Annotated in this window: 18 protein-coding genes and 1 pseudogene; 17 read left to right on the forward strand and 2 right to left on the reverse strand. The window is 34.2% G+C overall.

The annotated features are described in order from the left end of the window. Positions 1-362 precede the first annotated feature (362 nt). From BMW36_RS15135 to BMW36_RS15175, 11 genes and pseudogenes are all read left to right on the forward strand, one after another. Positions 363-620, forward strand: coding sequence for a hypothetical protein (locus tag BMW36_RS15135; protein ID WP_089742627.1), 258 nt, complete (start codon positions 363-365; stop codon positions 618-620). A gap of 62 nt (positions 621-682) precedes the next feature. Then, complete coding sequence (locus BMW36_RS15140) at positions 683-949, forward strand: hypothetical protein (protein WP_245711708.1); 267 nt, start codon at positions 683-685, stop codon at positions 947-949. 357 nt (positions 950-1,306) lie between these two features. After that, a complete protein-coding gene (locus tag BMW36_RS20640) occupies positions 1,307-1,726 on the forward strand; it encodes a site-specific integrase (protein WP_245711709.1) in 420 nt (139 codons plus the stop codon). A 60-nt stretch (positions 1,727-1,786) separates the two neighbouring features. Next, a pseudogene (locus BMW36_RS20645) lies at positions 1,787-2,272 on the forward strand (tyrosine-type recombinase/integrase). A 124-nt stretch (positions 2,273-2,396) separates the two neighbouring features. Continuing rightward, a complete protein-coding gene (locus tag BMW36_RS15150) occupies positions 2,397-4,175 on the forward strand; it encodes a hypothetical protein (RefSeq protein ID WP_139180329.1) in 1,779 nt (592 codons plus the stop codon). Positions 4,176-4,278: 103 nt separating this feature from the next. After that, on the forward strand, positions 4,279-4,446 hold the full coding sequence (locus BMW36_RS20435) for a hypothetical protein (protein ID WP_175480487.1): 168 nt from the start codon (positions 4,279-4,281) through the stop codon (positions 4,444-4,446). A 171-nt stretch (positions 4,447-4,617) separates the two neighbouring features. Next, on the forward strand, positions 4,618-5,700 hold the full coding sequence (locus BMW36_RS15155; protein ID WP_089742633.1) for a phospholipase D-like domain-containing protein: 1,083 nt from the start codon (positions 4,618-4,620) through the stop codon (positions 5,698-5,700). Positions 5,701-6,445: 745 nt separating this feature from the next. Continuing rightward, positions 6,446-6,859 carry a hypothetical protein gene (locus BMW36_RS15160; RefSeq protein ID WP_089742634.1) on the forward strand — a complete coding sequence of 138 codons (414 nt, stop codon included), beginning with the start codon at positions 6,446-6,448 and terminating at the stop codon, positions 6,857-6,859. Positions 6,860-6,906: 47 nt separating this feature from the next. Next, entirely contained in the window at positions 6,907-7,194 is a 288-nt protein-coding gene (locus tag BMW36_RS15165; RefSeq protein WP_089742636.1) for a hypothetical protein, read from the forward strand. A 9-nt stretch (positions 7,195-7,203) separates the two neighbouring features. Next, a complete protein-coding gene (locus BMW36_RS15170; protein WP_089742639.1) occupies positions 7,204-7,503 on the forward strand; it encodes a hypothetical protein in 300 nt (99 codons plus the stop codon). Continuing rightward, positions 7,457-7,906, forward strand: a complete 450-nt coding sequence (locus tag BMW36_RS15175; protein ID WP_089742642.1) for an HNH endonuclease — start codon at positions 7,457-7,459, stop codon at positions 7,904-7,906. Before BMW36_RS15170 ends, BMW36_RS15175 begins: the two co-directional genes overlap by 47 nt. Positions 7,907-8,379: 473 nt before the next feature. Here BMW36_RS15175 and rpsD read toward each other — a convergent pair whose 3' ends face one another. Then, complete coding sequence (rpsD, locus tag BMW36_RS15180; protein ID WP_089742645.1) at positions 8,380-8,982, reverse strand: 30S ribosomal protein S4; 603 nt, start codon at positions 8,980-8,982, stop codon at positions 8,380-8,382. A gap of 255 nt (positions 8,983-9,237) precedes the next feature. Then, entirely contained in the window at positions 9,238-9,717 is a 480-nt protein-coding gene (locus BMW36_RS15185; RefSeq protein WP_089742646.1) for a GAF domain-containing protein, read from the reverse strand. 247 nt (positions 9,718-9,964) lie between these two features. Here BMW36_RS15185 and BMW36_RS15190 point away from each other — a divergent pair, with 247 nt between their 5' ends. The 6 genes from BMW36_RS15190 (at position 9,965) to BMW36_RS15215 (ending at position 16,557) form a co-directional block, all read left to right on the forward strand. Next, positions 9,965-11,668, forward strand: coding sequence for a septation ring formation regulator EzrA (locus BMW36_RS15190; RefSeq protein ID WP_089742648.1), 1,704 nt, complete (start codon positions 9,965-9,967; stop codon positions 11,666-11,668). A gap of 18 nt (positions 11,669-11,686) precedes the next feature. Beyond that, on the forward strand, positions 11,687-12,031 hold the full coding sequence (locus BMW36_RS15195) for a hypothetical protein (RefSeq protein WP_089742649.1): 345 nt from the start codon (positions 11,687-11,689) through the stop codon (positions 12,029-12,031). A 139-nt stretch (positions 12,032-12,170) separates the two neighbouring features. Further along, positions 12,171-13,313, forward strand: coding sequence for a cysteine desulfurase family protein (locus BMW36_RS15200; protein ID WP_089742651.1), 1,143 nt, complete (start codon positions 12,171-12,173; stop codon positions 13,311-13,313). Between the two features lie 7 nt (positions 13,314-13,320). Next, on the forward strand, positions 13,321-14,520 hold the full coding sequence (thiI, locus tag BMW36_RS15205) for a tRNA uracil 4-sulfurtransferase ThiI (RefSeq protein WP_089742653.1): 1,200 nt from the start codon (positions 13,321-13,323) through the stop codon (positions 14,518-14,520). A 118-nt stretch (positions 14,521-14,638) separates the two neighbouring features. Further along, a complete protein-coding gene (locus BMW36_RS15210) occupies positions 14,639-14,854 on the forward strand; it encodes an alpha/beta-type small acid-soluble spore protein (RefSeq protein ID WP_089742655.1) in 216 nt (71 codons plus the stop codon). A 113-nt stretch (positions 14,855-14,967) separates the two neighbouring features. After that, positions 14,968-16,557, forward strand: coding sequence for an amidohydrolase (locus BMW36_RS15215; protein WP_089742657.1), 1,590 nt, complete (start codon positions 14,968-14,970; stop codon positions 16,555-16,557). Positions 16,558-16,588: the final 31 nt, after the last annotated feature.

The raw sequence follows: 16,588 nt of genomic DNA on the forward strand, positions 1-16,588 counted from the left end.
GTTCTAGCATATGAAAAGCACCTCCTTAAATTGATACATTCATCATACCAGGAGGTGCTGCGTGTTTATATGCGTTATTTGATTGGGGGCTTACGGTTTACTAAAGAAAGGCATAAATACAAGGGAAAGAACAGGAAATAATTTTTAAAAAGGGTTAAAAAGAGGCGATGTGAAAGATAGAATAATAGTGTAAGAACATTTTTTATTTACTTTTTATCAAGCAAACAAATTAATAGAAGACCTATTGGGTCCGCATAAATTGATAAAAATCATCGGTGAGATGTGTGGCGATAAAACAATCGTTAACATTTTCTTATCGATGTTTTTTTATATAAAAAATCAGGGAAGGGAAGTGAAACAAAATGAATCAAATAGAAAAATTTCATGTGATAAAAAGAACAGCGGGGAAAGACGAACAATTTACAGTAATTGATGCAATGTCACTAGATGAAGCAGATGCAATTTTTCTTGTCCGACATGAAAGAGAAAAGGATACTGCTGTGAATAAAGGAGAGGAATTCCTTATCTTTGAGTCGTATGGAGAGCTGGAATATGATGAGAACAATCGAGTGGTATTACCGGAAAGTGGAGAAATGATGATTCATCGAAATTCTTTGTGAAAGAAGACCTTTCAGGTTCGACGAGTAAGGTTAATTAAAAAATCAGTATGGAGGGAAGCTGAATGAATCAAATGGAGCAGTACTTCGTTGTAAGAAGAACCGAGGAGAAGGATGAACAATTTGCAGTGATTGATGCAATGTCATTAGCTGAGGCTAAGGCGATTTTCAAAGTCCGATATGATGAATTCGATATCACTAATGAAGAAATTAAGGAAGAAACTTTTTTCATATTTAAATTAGATGGAGACCTGAAATATGACGAAAATAATCGAGTGCTACTTTCAGAAGTTGTAGGGGATATGGCAATTACTTCAAGGTGGCAGCAATAAGGATGTATGACAAAGAGATGGCTCCTATTGGTTTCTAATTGGAGTCATCTTTTTTGTCTCTGTTATTAGTTACTGATAATGTTTAGCTATAGAAATCTTACAATCAATCTATTAAACGTTGGCTGTACTAAACGTCATGTATTAAAGCAATATGTGATTCGTGAAGGTTGATGTCTAGGAAGAAATGTCCTAGACATTCAGCAGATCTGTTATTATTTTAAATCTTCAGCACCGTGTTTTAATATATGGTAACGATTAAAAGTAACTAATACTAGCAATGTAAAAGTGATTTATAAATTATTTTAGAGGTGTTTTTCCCCTCTAAAAGTTGTTCGTAGAATTATGATCCTATGATTAATGAATAAATTAAGACGGGTTACTGTTCGTAGAATTATTTTATTTTTGGATGGGAGAGTATGGAAAAAATATATCGATCAATTTATTCGTTATCTGTATGAAGAAGCTAAAGACGAAAAGACAATTATTGCTTATCGTACATCAGTTGCTCATTTCCTAAAATGGAAAGAAGAAAGGGATGGGGAGTATATTATAGAAGAAACACGTCCTATTGACATCAAAGAATATACAAGTTTTTTAAAACATCAATGTAAACGGAAACCTGCAACCATAAGTAAATATATTGCTGCATTAAAGGTTTTCTTTGGATTTTTATTTGATCAAGGTCTGGTTAAGGACAATCCAATGACTCGTATCAAGATTGAAACATTGGAATATGTCATTAGTGCTAATGAAACAAAATGGTTAACTAAAGAGTAACAAGACCGCATCATCAGTTATGTTCAATTAGAGCCGAATGAATTTAAACTATTTCGGAATCTGGCTAATATTGATCTAATGTTGTATTCAGGACTCAGGGTAAATGAAGTTTCCTCATTAGAGATAGAAGATATTATAACAAAGGAAAGAGATTTCCAAGTGATTATTCGGGAAGGGAAGAGGGATAAGTTTGCAATTGTTATGCTTGTTCAGAAACACGCTAAAAATTTACGAAAATGGTTAAAGTATCGAAAAGGTCTTGAAAAGAAAATACATAAGGAATCCACCCAATTATTTGTATCATAACGTTCCCCGTTTTTATCAGAAAGAGGAATTCAAAAGATGTTGAACAAATATGCAAAGCTGGCAAATAAGGAAAACATCACCCCGCACCGATTCCGCCACAGTTTTTGTAAAAACCTTGCTAATGCTGGAACACCAATTGAGATTATAAGAAAGTTGGCCCGTCACGAGAGCATTCAAACAACCGCTGTTTATGTTGATTCATCACAGGAGGAACAGATTGAAGCGTTGAGGAAGAGGTGAATATATTAATTTGAGCATAGCAAAGCACTATTTTCCCTTAATGATATATTCTATCCAATTTTATGTATTAAAAAAACAGTACACGCCAATAATAGTAAAAATAAAATTATTGGCGGTGGAAATCTTGGCATTAGTAACACATTATGGGGTATTGAATTGGACTAAATCTAATAAAGTATACTACGAGTCACTCGGCTACAAATATACAAATTTAGGTGATTGTTTTGAGGTGGCAGCACAACATCTTTCGGTTGATCAACCAAGATATCCTAAACACTACACTACAAAATGGATTGGTAAAAAACAATATAATGATCATTACAAAGAAAGAGGTTATATATTTACAAAACCCAATGAAAAATTTTTAGTAAGTCCATGTGATTTACTTCCAAATTCAAAAGTTGAGATCCTATGTATCTGTGATTCGTGCAATATAGTATTCGAATGTGGTTATTATTTGCATTATCAACGAAGAACTAGCAATAAATCTGATACTTGTGACAATTGCACACAGAATAAAGAAGTTAATTTCATTAATTATCTAAATAAGTTAAAGAAGGCATATCTAGAAGGAATGTTTGTAATAAAAGATAATACAGTCAGTGTGAAGACAGAATCTGGTTACGTTGTGATGCATTCTAATAGAAAAAATCAAATATATTTACCGCTTTTCAATAAAAGTCGAATTTCAAAGGGTATTTTGTTATTTATTCCTAATCCGGAAAATAATATAGTTTCTGAAGAAAATCTGGCAATCTATTGGTATGAAAATAAATTGCCTAATGTTAAATTGAACGGTTTTTGGACCATAAGTCAGTGTAAAGCCTGTTTACTTTTAGTTAAAAGTAAAGGGGAGTCTTTATCGACATTAAATCTTAGGAAAAAATATAATAATCTCTACACGGCAATAACAAAGCAAATGCCTTATTATGATTTCTTGCTCTACTGTGGAGAGGATCCTATAGAGAGTTATTTTGATGAATTTGAAACGATTGAGGATAGAAGATTATTGGGGATTTATGTTGAGCATAACATAAGGAACTTAATAACGAAGCATAGCAATTATTTTGATTTCCAACAAAAAGACCAGAATAATCGTCTAGACATTATAAATAAAATTGATAAAAGTGTAACAGAGTTTAAATTAAGTATCGATATGAGATTAAATAAGGAGAAAAGGAAATATGTAGAATATAACTTATCTATTGTATTCTTATTAGGAGAAGAATATTTTTTTGACATAACTAAAGAAGGCTTTAAGGTTATGAGCATTTTCCAATGGATTGACCTCAATAAGAAATACTTAAAAAATACGGATTTATTGATCGATAAAATTCGAAGGTTTAAAAATCTACTTCTTGATCCGGTAACTGCTTCTAAAGAAAGTCAAAATTATTATACTAACCTTTGTAAAAAAATCTTTGAATTAAGTAGAAAAGGTGAATCACATGAATCGATTGCTGAAAAGTTAGGACCTAGTAGAAGACAAATAGGAAGAATTTTGAATGGGCAAACCTTAAAGCCTTATATCGACAAGGATTTAAGCTTGGATTATAAAATTATGAAAAGGGAAGAAAAGGATATAAGGTCTGAGCGAAATAGATTAATTGTAGAATTAAGTAATTCAGGAAGAAAAACAGTTGAAATACAGATGCACATATCTAAAATATACGGTTCTATTTCAATAAATAGGATAGAACAAATCATTCATAAAAGTAATATAAAGAAGGTTACAAAAAAGGGTGAAATTGTAGCAACTGATATGGATGGAAATGTATTAGGTGTTTTTTCCACTTCTACTGAGGCAGCTAAAGAACTGGATTTACCGAATTACCGGAATATATGTACGGTTCTTAGAAATGAGAGACCGCATTACAAAAAGATTAAGTTCAGCTATGCCTAGTTTTTAGAATTAATTAGTGTAAAGGTAGTTAAAACTTATTACACATGAGTTAATAAACTACTCGGACAAATGATGCAATCTTATTAAGTACGGAGGACAGGTAGTGTCGTACGATCTACTTAAAGAAAAATGGGACTTGGTTATAAAATTTGCAAATCAATATGGTATTCAAAATATACGTGTCATTGATGTATCAAAGATTCAGGTTCAAGCTACAAGTGACTTAGATTTACTTGTAGATGTCAAAAAAGAACGAAGCTTATTGTTTTAGACATGGAATCGAAGTCTAGCCGCAGATTAGAGCGAAAGATTTAACAGAAAATTTGTTTTATTGAAGTAATAAAGCTATGAAAGACTTTTTAAGGTAACTAGTACGATGTGATTATATTAAAGTAGTGATAGAATCATCTTAATAAGTACTTTTAAAAAGGGGAGGATAGCAATGCAAGATAATACATTTATTACATTAAAGTCAATTTCAGGGGATGTGGTTTTATCACAAGGAGGTTATGGTTTCCAATCTGTTATTGATGATTTTGAAAAGGCAAGTTATATAAATATTGTTACTTACAGCATTAGGCCTTTCGAAGATTCGGAGCTACTAAGTATAATTAAGAAAATTCCATATAGTGTACCAGTAAATATAGTACTAAATATCCCTAAGAAATCTTATAATAGTCCAGATGCCTATAAACAAGTATATTGGTATCTAAGGACCTTAGAGAGACAAAAGTTTAATGACTTAAATGTTTATTTTAATTTTTCTAATCACGCCAAACTTATTATGACAAGTAACAAAGCATATATAGGTTCACAAAACTTTTCAGATGCTAGTTCCGACAAGGTTGAGCTTGGAATAATAGTTAAAGGTGCTAGTGATGTAGAAAGAATTAATAAAGAAATATTTGAAACCATTAGGACTAATTCTATAAGATATGCGACATCCGATTATGTAATAAAAATGGAGGAAATACAAGGGATTATGGCTGGGGTTTTAGAAAACTTACGTTATGATATCTTTACAATTGCAGGTGATCCTCCATATACACCTGAGATAGAAATTTTTGATATAAATCATGCACACTTCCCAAAAGAGGAGTGGTCAAAATTCAAGGATTTAGATGAAAGTTTATTTGATATTATCGATATTATAAGTGTGGAATATGAAGGGGTTTTTAATAATAATAGAGCAGAATTTCTAAAAGTAGAACTACAAACACATTTAAAAACATTTATATCTAAAGTTGATAAATTTGCCGAGTATTTATATTCTTGGGAGAGTAGAGTGTTTGATCGCTTTTATGAAGTCGACGATGGAGATACGGATTCTACTATGAACTATGTACTTGGAAATTTAGAGGAAGAAAAGGCTGGGAAATTTGAACATCTAAATGGGGAGGAACTCCTTAACAATTTTGATCAAATTAAACCAATAATAGAGAGTATACTTGATTTAGTTGAAGAAATTAAATATGAGATGTTAAAGCGAACTGTTTATGAAAATCAAGGCCAAATTGAGGATTAATCAAATCTAATTTTTACCTACGATAATTTCCTATCATTTATAAGAGTTTATAGACAAGTTATGGATTAAGCTTGTCTATAAATTCTTATTTTTTTGTAGTTTACTAAACACGTATCGTCAGTTGTTAGGTGAAAACTATACAAAACATATATATAATAATGTAGCAGATGTTATTTTTAGGAATCTAACCTATTTCACACAAATTTTTCACAAGCATTTAAAAAATCCTTCTATATCAAGGGTAAAGGGAGCATATTGTATCCCGACCATCGGTATCCTATATATGTTAGTATAGTAATTTGGTTGATATAAGGTTTAATTAGTAATTAGCATTGGGGAATATTCCAATGCTGCTTTTGCCATTCTATTGAATTCATATCCTTTATTTAAATAATGATTACGGCCACTGAAATGTACCAACTTTGACATACTTTTTACTACGTAATGACGAGAAGTGTACCAATGAATGACAGACGGATTACCGTTTCATACTTTCTGGATAATTAAAGTTAACAATCCATAGTTTTTGGAAGCGCAAATATTATACCAATTGTACAAATCTATGATTTTCAATTACAGGAGTCCTCCACAAATGGGCCAGTTTGTTAAATAAGAGAATTTAGATAAACTCTAATAAGGAGTATAAAATTTTCTGTATTTACAATAGCTGTCGATAAACAAGCAGTACAAATATATGCCCTCTAACGGTAAATAATAGTAAAATATACATTAAGGGGGAAGGAAAATGAATATTCAAGAGGTTTATGACATATATATCAAAAGTGATTTTATTAGAAATAAATCATCTCTAGGAGTTTATAAAGAGAAAATTAACAAGTATATTAGTGTTATGCATAATACTGATATTCGTGTTGCTTTTGAAGAAGAAAATTTACGAACATTTATATTTGATAATAAACAGTCACCTCAAGGAAAGTATGAAGCATTTAATAATTTTTATATGTTTTACCATGAACGAATTTTACATATTCCAAAACGAGATGTACCTGTATTTCCAATTGATAAACGAAAAGAAATACAGTCGCTAAAAAAAGACAAAGTACGGGAACCCATTTATTTTCCAAAAGAGTTTGATTTAAATATATTATTTGATGATCATTTCTATGAACATCTTGCCCTAATGCAACCTTACTGGTAAAAGCAGCCATTGCTCTTGCCTTATCTGCTGGCTATGATAGTGGCGAAATGTTTCCAACGAATGTTCAAAACAAACCTAATACCATGAAAGTGGACGATTTATTTATTGAAGATAATTATATAAAAGTACGAAACAATTATAGTCAATCCTTTGTTCCATGGATTCTTGTTCGAGGAGAAAACGCGGAACATATTAAAGCATATATGAAAATTAGAAAAAATGCAGAAGTTCATTCCGGACAGGAAGAAAACTTTTTTGCAAATGTATGGAATGCAAAAGAATTGTTATATAAACAGGATTTAGTCAGTTCAAAACCATACACTCCCCATGCTTAGGTTTCTTATATGCTCAAATATATTTTCAATCAATTACAGTTTCCAATTCTAGTTATAAACGATCTACGTTCTAATATGGTTCTTCATGCTTTATATCGTTCAAAAGGAGCAGCATTAAAAGACATTATTGAATTATTTGGTTATCTTCCCTTTGTGCAATATGCTTTTGAAAAGTATTGCGAAGAGCTAAATACTGATGTAGATAGTTACTTTTCTCCGTTGTCTTTGGATGAAGTAGTAACAACAAATGAGGAATTAGAAGATGATGATAAGGAAAAAAACGCTAAAATCAATGGAGAGCATTATTGAACGATTAGTTCGTGATTCTAAAAAGGTAACAATATTAAAAAAGATGTATGAAAATTGCTGTCAGATTTGTGGTGATTCAATAACCTTACTCAAAGAAATACGTTATTCAGAAGTCCACCACATTCAACCTTTTAATAGAACGCACAAAGGTATTGATGATATTCCGAATATGCTTGTGTTATGTCCAAATCATCATCAATTATTTGATTTGGGAATTTTAGCACTAAATCCAGAGGATCACAAAACTCTATTACATCTCGATCCCAAGAATCCTTTGCATAATAAAGAATTAAATCTATCTTTTCATAAATTATCATCTACTTGTGTTCGGTATCATTATGAAAAAGTCTTTTTAAAGCTAAAAAAAGAACTAACAACAACCACCAAAAAGGTTTCAAAATAAAAGTCTAAATACATCATAACAATCGGTAAAAAATCCAATATCAATCTTCCACAGACTGGGTGATTTGTGGAACATCAAAAGCCTAATTTCTAATTAAAAGTTCGTAGAAATTAGGCTATTTTATCTTACAAAACCCATAAAAGTGTACTATCGCACTTCCTTGATGCTATCTCATTGGTAAATTTGATGGCATTAAGTGAGCCATCTTCTTATGGCGGACGCTGGTAAAAGACATGACAGACGTGGTATTCTGATGGCCGTAATCAAATAAAAGGTTAGTATGTTTTATTAATTTCTTTCCATTCCTTCACCCATGCTATTATTTTTTGGCCCCAGTTTGGGCCCAGTTGGCCCCAAATTAGTGCATTATCCTGCTTTATTTTGCAAAATGAATTAAAACGAAAAAACCCCTGAAACGTTGATATAACAACATTTCAAGGGTTTTTATTGCATTAAAATGCATAATGCTAATATTAACGAGAGTAGAACTCAACGATTAACGCTTCATTAATCTCAGCTGGTAACTCAGAACGCTCTGGGAAGCGAGTGTAAGTTCCTTCTAGTTTGTCAGCATCGAATGTAACATATTCTGGTGTGAATGTGTTAGCTTCAACTGCTTCAGTAATGATGTCAAGCTTTTGTGATTTTTCACGAACACCAATCACTTGACCTGGTTTTACTTCGTATGAAGGAATGTCTACACGACTTCCATCAACAGTAATGTGACCATGGTTTACTAATTGACGTGCCTGACGACGAGTTCTTGCAAGACCGAGGCGGTATACAAGGTTATCAAGACGAGATTCAAGAAGAATCATGAAGTTCTCACCATGGATACCTTTTTGTTTACCAGCACGATCAAATAAGTTACGGAATTGACGTTCGTTTACTCCGTACATAAAACGTAGCTTTTGTTTTTCTTGTAATTGTAAACCATATTCAGATAGTTTACGACGTTGATTAGGTCCGTGTTGACCTGGTGCGTAAGGACGTTTGTCTAACTCCTTACCAGTACCTGTTAATGAGATACCAAGACGACGAGACTTTTTCCATACAGATCCTGTATAGCGAGCCATTGTGCATCTTCTCCTTTATATATGAATTTTGCATAAAATAAGACAGTGTGTTCCCAATTCGTCAGCCATTTTGTTTTTCATGCATCCTCGCCCTAGTAGCAGAGAGTTACTCGATGCACCTTAATTTCACAGAATGTGGCGGTAATCAGTTAGTGATCCGCTTTAAGGAACAAAATGGTCAGCCGGTGGTCCACATAGGCTACCTTTTTTACACAAACTCCATTATATGATTATTTAAGAATGAAGTCAATAGATTTATATATATAGTTCCAGTGTCTTAACAAATTGCTCGAGATGGTCTTGGTCTATTTCATCAAAACGGTTAGTAATCGGGCTGTCAATATCCAACACACCAAAAAGTTCGCCATCTCTCATTACAGGCATCACAATTTCTGACTGACTTGCCGCGTCACATGCAATATGGCCAGGAAACTGATGAACATCCGCAACGAGTTGTGTTTTCTGTTCTGCTGCAGCAGTACCGCAGACTCCTTTACCGCTTTTGATCCGGACACATGCTGGCAAGCCCTGAAATGGACCGAGTACTAATTCATTATCTTTCCACAAATAAAAGCCAACCCAATTTACTTTTTCCAAAAACTGATTTAATAATGCCGAAGCATTTGCAAGATTAGCGATTGTATCTGATTCACCATGAAGTAATGCATCCAGCTGTTTAATGACAGTCTGGTAATTTTGCACTCTGTTTTCACTATATGTTAGATTTTTAAACATTTTTAATTTTCCTCCTATCTCCATAAGACAGTAGCAATTGGTGCAACTATCATATACTAAAACAACAGAATTTGACAAATATCATGAATATCTGAAGGATTTTGCATGTATTATTCAATAAATATACAAAATTCATAGCAAAAAAGGCGTGAAACATGATATTATAACTTTACATACAAAAGTCGCATATATTTTCACAAAATGACAGATTTGAATATATATAGTTGTTTTAGTAGGAGGATATGAAATGGAATTTGTGATCGGTGGAATATTAATCATTATCACACTAATGATAGTTGGGCTGATTCTAAGACGAAAAGTCTATGACCAGGTTGATCGTCTGGAAGAATGGAAAATGAACATCATGAGTCGAAATGTGACAGCAGAATTAGGGAAAATAAAGCAGCTGAACTTATTAGGTGAAACGCAGGAGAAATTTGAAAAATGGAAAGAAGAATGGGATAACATTGTTACCAAAACACTTCCCGATATGGAAGAGGATTTGTTAGATGTTGAGGAATTGGCAAATCGATTCAATATTCCTGCGGCTAAAAAAAGACTAATATTAATCGAACAATCATTACAAAGTATTGATGAAAGCATCGATCAAATATTTAAAGATTTGGAACATTTATTAGACTCTGAAAAATATACAAAGGAACAGATTGACATAATTGGTCCGCAATTAAAGGATTTGAAGAAATATCTTTTACATAATCGAACACAATTCGGAAAAGCGGAGTTATTCTTTGAACAGAAATTAACAAAGCTGGAAAAGAAACTGGAATCTCATCATGAACTGGAAGAAGGCGGGAATTACCTTGCGGCACAGCAAATGATTGATGAATTAAAAGAAGAGATGCGTGGGTTAGATGAAGAGCTTAGTGTATTTCCTGAACTTTATCGTAAATGTAAAAAAACACTCCCGGAACAAATGAAAGAACTGCTGCGTGAAATGTCAGAAATGGCGGAAGAAGGACTCCGTGTGGAACAGTTTGGGTTTGAGAAAGAATTAAAACAATATGAAAACATGCTGAAAGAAACGATATTTAACCTGGAGAACGGTGAGATGTCAGATGCTGATGAAACATTGGAGCAAATGGAGATTCGATTAAATGAAATGGTGGTATTGTTAGAAAAAGAAGAAACTTCTAAATCAATTGTAGAAAATGAACTTCCAAAGCTGAAAAATAAAACAGATGAACTAAATAATGCATATTTGCTATTAAAACAGGAGATTAATGAATTACAAAAAACTTATTATATTGAGTCAGCAGATTTAGAAATGTTTTTAAGTATTGAAAAGTGGCTGGATAAACTTGACAGCCAGTTTGATCAGATGGAAAGAGATTATGAAATGAGAACAAGCCATCATTTGGATATAAAGGAAAGATTAGATAACTTCCTGGAGGATGTTAAGAAACTGGAGCAGGCACAGACAGAATTCTACGAAAAAGTCCGTGATTTAAGAAAAGATGAAGTGGAAGCAGTAGAAATGATCACTGATTTAAAACGTGATCTAAGCAATACGAATAAACAGCTAATGAAAAGTAATATTCCAGGTGTACCTTCTTCTTTGTTAAACTTATTGGATGAATCAACCGATAAATGTGAGGTAGTATTAAGCAGCCTGCAAAAACATCCACTGGATATGGCAAAAGTACAGCACAGTTTAGATGAAGCAAGAAAATCTGTCTCCAACTTCGTGAATCAGACAACTATGTTATTAGATCAGGCAAGACTTGTAGAGGTAGCGATTCAGTATGGTAATCGGTACAGAAGAAACCATCCTGTTCTTGCAGCCCAATTAAGAGAAGCAGAGGCCTTATTCCGTAATTATAAATATGAAGCAGCACTTGAAATGGCTGTCAGAGCAATAGAAGAAATTGATGACCAGGCAATGAAAAAAATTGAACAGCTTGATGAACACTATCAAGAGATGTTAAGTTAAAGGAAGGTATTAGACATCATGAAATGGTTGGCAGGAGTATTATGTATAATTACTTTAACTGTGTGGGGCGGAGTTATATGGACAATTGCCGGAATGACAGCAACAGCTTCTGATCCGGCAGCTAATCATGTCTCCATTGATATGGAAATGACGCGAAAAGTAACGGTGAGCAATTACTTTCGACTTCCTCCGGTGCATGAGGAAGAAAGTCAGTTCGCGTCCGATAATAATGAAAATACTAAGCAGGAGCGAACTGCAGGCAATACATTGGAACAGTATATCGGACAAGTAAATCCGGACGAATCTGTTTCGATTGACACACTATTAGAAGAATTAGGGATTGAAACTGTTGCTGTAAAATAATTTGATATGAAAATAACTATAACACCCTGTTTTAATTTTTTTTAAACAGGGTGTTATCTTTTGAAATAATAAAACTGGTTTGCAGTATGATAAAAATATGATACGATATTTCGGATGGTAAAGGAAAAAGAGGGATAGTATGATTTATTTAGACAATAGCGCAACTACGAAACCAGACCCAGATGTCTTGCACAGTTTCCAGCAAGTTGCTACACATTATTTTGGTAATCCGTCATCACTTCATAGTTTAGGGATGGATGCTGAACGATTGTTAAGAAAGGCTCGGGAACAAGCTGGTGGAATATTACATGTAAATCCGACTGAAATTGTTTTTACTTCAGGAGGAACAGAGGGGAATAATTTAGCGATTAAGGGTATTGCACTTGCCCATCAAAATAGAGGGAAACATATTATTACAACATCTGTAGAACATCCATCAGTGATTGAAGCATGTGAAGGATTAAAGCAATTAGGCTTTGAGATCACTTATTTACCTGTTGACAGTGATGGAAGAGTTCATGTGAAAGATGTAAAAAATGCCATCACAGAGAAAACTATTCTGGTCTCTGTTATGCATGTTAATAATGAGATTGGGACAATTCAACCAATTCAGGAAATTGGTCAATTGTTAAGCGATTATCCTAAAATTTTCTTTCACGTTGACCATGTGCAAGGTTTTGCAAAAGTACCATTAAATATGAATGAGGCCAAAATTGATCTATGCACGATTTCGGGCCATAAAATACATGGACTTAAAGGAACAGGATTACTGTATGTGAAGCATGGAATCAAATTGTTCTCTTTAGCACATGGCGGTGGTCAGGAAGCGGATATTCGTTCTGGAACAGAAAATGTTCCGGGAATTGTTGGCTTAGTAAAAGCAATGCGTCTTGCTAATGATAGATATTACAAGGAAATTGATAAATTATTTGATCTGAAACATTATTTAATGAAAGCACTTAGTAAGAACAGGAGAATAGAGATTAATACACCTGAAAGGGAAAGTGCACCACATATTGTGCATTTTTCAGTTCCTGGATTCAAACCGGAAGTTGTCATACATGCATTAGAAGAAAAAGATATCTATATATCGACAAAATCAGCATGCTCTTCTAAAAGTGCTGACGAAAGCCAAGTTCTGGCAGCGTGTGGAAAAAGTTACGATAATGCTGCATCAGGTTTAAGGGTTAGCATGTCTTTTGATACAACAGCCTATGAAATTGACAAATTTATAACAGAACTTACGACAGTATTAGATAAATTAAGTAAAGTAATGGGGTAGATAAATTATGCAGTACGATCATATAGTTATACGCTACGGGGAATTATCCTTAAAAGGAAGAAATCGCAAGCTTTTCACCACACAGCTCCAGCAAAATGTAATTTCAGCAATTAGAGAATTTCCGAATACACGGGTACAAAAGAAGCGAGATCGAATGTATATCGTGCTAAATGGTGAAAATCCTGAGCCAATTATGGAAAGATGCCGGTATATCTTTGGTATACAGAGTTTAAGTCTTGCCATAAAAGTAGAGAATGATGAAGAGAAGATTAAAGAAAATGCATTAGCACTTTTGAAGCAAGCCAATCCAACTACATTTAAGGTGACAACAAGAAGATCTTTTAAAGATTTTCCGATAGGGTCCCAGCAGTTTAATCAAGTACTTGGTGGTTATCTGTTAGTCAACACGGAAAATATTACGGTAGATGTCCACAATCCTGATCTGGAAATTGTCGTCGATATACGTGAGGATGCGACTTATCTAACTTCTGCTAAAATACTTGGAGCAGGAGGGCTGCCTGTTGGTTCATCAGGTAAGTCTCTATTATTATTGTCAGGCGGGATTGACAGTCCCGTAGCTGGATATCAGGCAATGAAGCGCGGTGTGGAATTAGAAGCAATTCATTTCCACTCACCTCCATATACAAGTGAAAGAGCGAAGGAAAAGGTACTGGACCTTGCAGAGAAGCTTACCTATTACGGGAAAAGTATTAAAGTCCATATCATTCCTTTTACTGCATTACAGCAAAAAATTCATCGTGAAGTTCCACATGGTTACTCGATGACAGTGATGAGAAGAATGATGATGAGAATTAGTGAAGCAGTAGCTCAGAAAGAAAATATCTTATCGTTAATTACAGGAGAGAGTCTTGGGCAAGTGGCGAGTCAGACAATGGAGAGTATGCATGCAATTAATGCTGTAACGAACTATCCTGTTATTCGTCCGCTTGTTGCAATGAATAAAGATGAAATTATTGCCATTTCTCAACAAATTAACATGTATTCTATTTCAATTCGGCCATATGAGGATTGCTGTACGGTTTTTGTTCCGCGATCACCTAAAACTAAGCCTAGATTAGAGAAAGTGGAACAATTTGAAAATGCAATAGATTTCAGCCAGGACATTGAAGATATATTAAATAATATAGAAACTGTTACAATATCAGCTGATAATCAATCATCTGATCAGTTAGATGATTTACTGTAAGTAGTTAAACACTTATAACACGATTTTGGTTTTATTAACAAGAACTACCATTGTTTTATATGCATGTTATCACTGACTTTCGAGCAAGATACTATTGTACGAAGAGGAGGTGAATATCATGGCAAATAACAACAGCTCAAACTCAAATCAACTATTAGTTCCTGGAGCAAATCAAGCATTAGATCAAATGAAAGTTGAGATCGCACAAGAATTTGGCGTAAACTTAGGTGCTGATACTACTTCTCGTGCAAATGGTTCAGTTGGTGGAGAGATTACTAAACGTCTAGTACAAGTAGCTCAACAACAACTAAGCGGTACACAAGTAAACCAATAATAATGAAATAAACCAAAAGGGTAGTGTGTAAAAGCACTATCCTTTTCTTTGTGATCTGTTTCTGCTATCTTATTAACAACTTCAATATTATAGTACTAGAAGGGTGAAAACAGATGGGGACATTGTGGTTCGGTGGAAAAATATATACAATGAAACATGCTTCAGATACAGTAGAAGCTGTTTATACTGAAAAAGGAATGATCATTGCTGCAGGGAGCATGTCAGAATTAAAAAGTATTTATCATGATAAGATAGACGAAACTTGTGATTTAAAAGGAAATGTAATGTACCCTGGCTTTGTAGACAGTCATTTACATATCATTGGTCACGGGGAAAAACTTTTACATGTAGATTTATCCGCGATGAAGTCAGCAGATGAAGTACTGGGAGCTATATCATATAAAGTAAATGAACTTGAGAATGGTGAATGGCTGGTTGCAGAGGGATGGAATGAAAATAACTGGACAGATAAACGGATTATAGATAAAAGAGAATTAGATGAATTGTCAAAAGACATTCCAATTATCCTGACGAGAATATGCCGTCATGCTGTGATTGTTAATTCGAAGGCATTGGAAATAGCCAACATTAGCAATTCTTCCAAAGACCCTCAGGGAGGAAGAATTATTCGTGATAAAGAGGGAGCCCCTACTGGATACTTGCTTGACCAGGCACAGGAACTTGTTAAGGACGTGATGCCAACAATATCCCAGAGAATGCTGGAGAAAACAACGGAAACGGCAATAAAGGATCTTCTCAGCAAAGGATTAGTCGGCGGCCATACAGAAGACTTGGCATATTACAATGGATTTGAGCCGACTTTAAAAGCTTATCAAGCAATTTTACCTGACAAATATAAATTCCGTGCCCATTTATTAGTCCATCATTCAGTTTTTGATTGCATGAAGGAAGCAGGCTTAAGTTACGGTGATGGAGGAGAATATACGACATTAGGTGCAATGAAAATATTTTCTGATGGAGCGTTGGGTGGGAGAACTGCATGGTTAAGTGAGCCTTATGAGGACGACCCGGATAATTTCGGAATTCCGATCCATTCCGAAGCTGGATTAGAGGCATTAATCAACCAGGCCAGGGAGTTAAATCATCCAGTAGCTGTTCATGCAATTGGTGATAAAGCAGTCTGGCAAGTTGCTGAATTACTGAAGAAATATCCACTTAACAATAATCTGCGCGACCGGATTATCCATGCACAGATTGTGAATGATAAGGTATTAGATCTATTAAAGGAAATTGATGCTGTCCTTGATATACAACCAACATTTGTTTCTTCAGATTTCCCTTGGGTAATTGATCGGATTGGAGAAAAACGTGCCATCAGATCCTATCCGTGGAAAACTTTTTTACGTGAAAATATTAAGTGTGCAGCCGGATCGGACGCACCGATTGAAGAAGTCAGCCCGTTAAAAGGCATCCACTCCTTTGTTACCAGACAATCATATATAGATGGGGACGTTTACGGTCAGGATGAGCAGCTGACGATGTATGAGGCAATTTCCCTTTACACAAAAGGCAGTGCCTATGTCATAAACCATGAACATGACCGGGGAGTTATTGATAAGGGATATGTGGCAGACTTCACTATACTGGAAGAAGATCTTTTTACAACAGAACATGACAAAATAGATCAGATCAAGGTCACAGGAACCATTGTGGCAGGTGAATGGATGTATGATAACAGATAGAGCCAAAAGACAGCAATTACGATACGAAGTT

It is taken from the genome of Gracilibacillus ureilyticus, assembly GCF_900111195.1.
Lineage (GTDB): Bacteria > Bacillota > Bacilli > Bacillales > Amphibacillaceae > Gracilibacillus > Gracilibacillus ureilyticus.

Bases quoted from the DNA above. Each gene is read 5' to 3' on its own strand.
- thiI (WP_089742653.1), top strand. From the start codon at position 13,321: ATGCAGTACGATCATATAGTTATACGCTACGGGGAATTATCCTTAAAA.
- BMW36_RS15135 (WP_089742627.1), top strand. From the start codon at position 363: ATGAATCAAATAGAAAAATTTCATGTGATAAAAAGAACAGCGGGGAAA.
- rpsD (WP_089742645.1), bottom strand. From the start codon at position 8,982: ATGGCTCGCTATACAGGATCTGTATGGAAAAAGTCTCGTCGTCTTGGT.
- BMW36_RS15185 (WP_089742646.1), bottom strand. From the start codon at position 9,717: ATGTTTAAAAATCTAACATATAGTGAAAACAGAGTGCAAAATTACCAG.
- BMW36_RS15175 (WP_089742642.1), top strand. From the start codon at position 7,457: ATGATGATAAGGAAAAAAACGCTAAAATCAATGGAGAGCATTATTGAA.
- BMW36_RS15190 (WP_089742648.1), top strand. From the start codon at position 9,965: ATGGAATTTGTGATCGGTGGAATATTAATCATTATCACACTAATGATA.
- BMW36_RS15170 (WP_089742639.1), top strand. From the start codon at position 7,204: ATGCTCAAATATATTTTCAATCAATTACAGTTTCCAATTCTAGTTATA.
- BMW36_RS15215 (WP_089742657.1), top strand. From the start codon at position 14,968: ATGGGGACATTGTGGTTCGGTGGAAAAATATATACAATGAAACATGCT.
- BMW36_RS20640 (WP_245711709.1), top strand. From the start codon at position 1,307: ATGAATAAATTAAGACGGGTTACTGTTCGTAGAATTATTTTATTTTTG.
- BMW36_RS15200 (WP_089742651.1), top strand. From the start codon at position 12,171: ATGATTTATTTAGACAATAGCGCAACTACGAAACCAGACCCAGATGTC.
- BMW36_RS15160 (WP_089742634.1), top strand. From the start codon at position 6,446: ATGAATATTCAAGAGGTTTATGACATATATATCAAAAGTGATTTTATT.
- BMW36_RS15140 (WP_245711708.1), top strand. From the start codon at position 683: ATGAATCAAATGGAGCAGTACTTCGTTGTAAGAAGAACCGAGGAGAAG.
- BMW36_RS15155 (WP_089742633.1), top strand. From the start codon at position 4,618: ATGCAAGATAATACATTTATTACATTAAAGTCAATTTCAGGGGATGTG.
- BMW36_RS15210 (WP_089742655.1), top strand. From the start codon at position 14,639: ATGGCAAATAACAACAGCTCAAACTCAAATCAACTATTAGTTCCTGGA.
- BMW36_RS15165 (WP_089742636.1), top strand. From the start codon at position 6,907: ATGTTTCCAACGAATGTTCAAAACAAACCTAATACCATGAAAGTGGAC.
- BMW36_RS15195 (WP_089742649.1), top strand. From the start codon at position 11,687: ATGAAATGGTTGGCAGGAGTATTATGTATAATTACTTTAACTGTGTGG.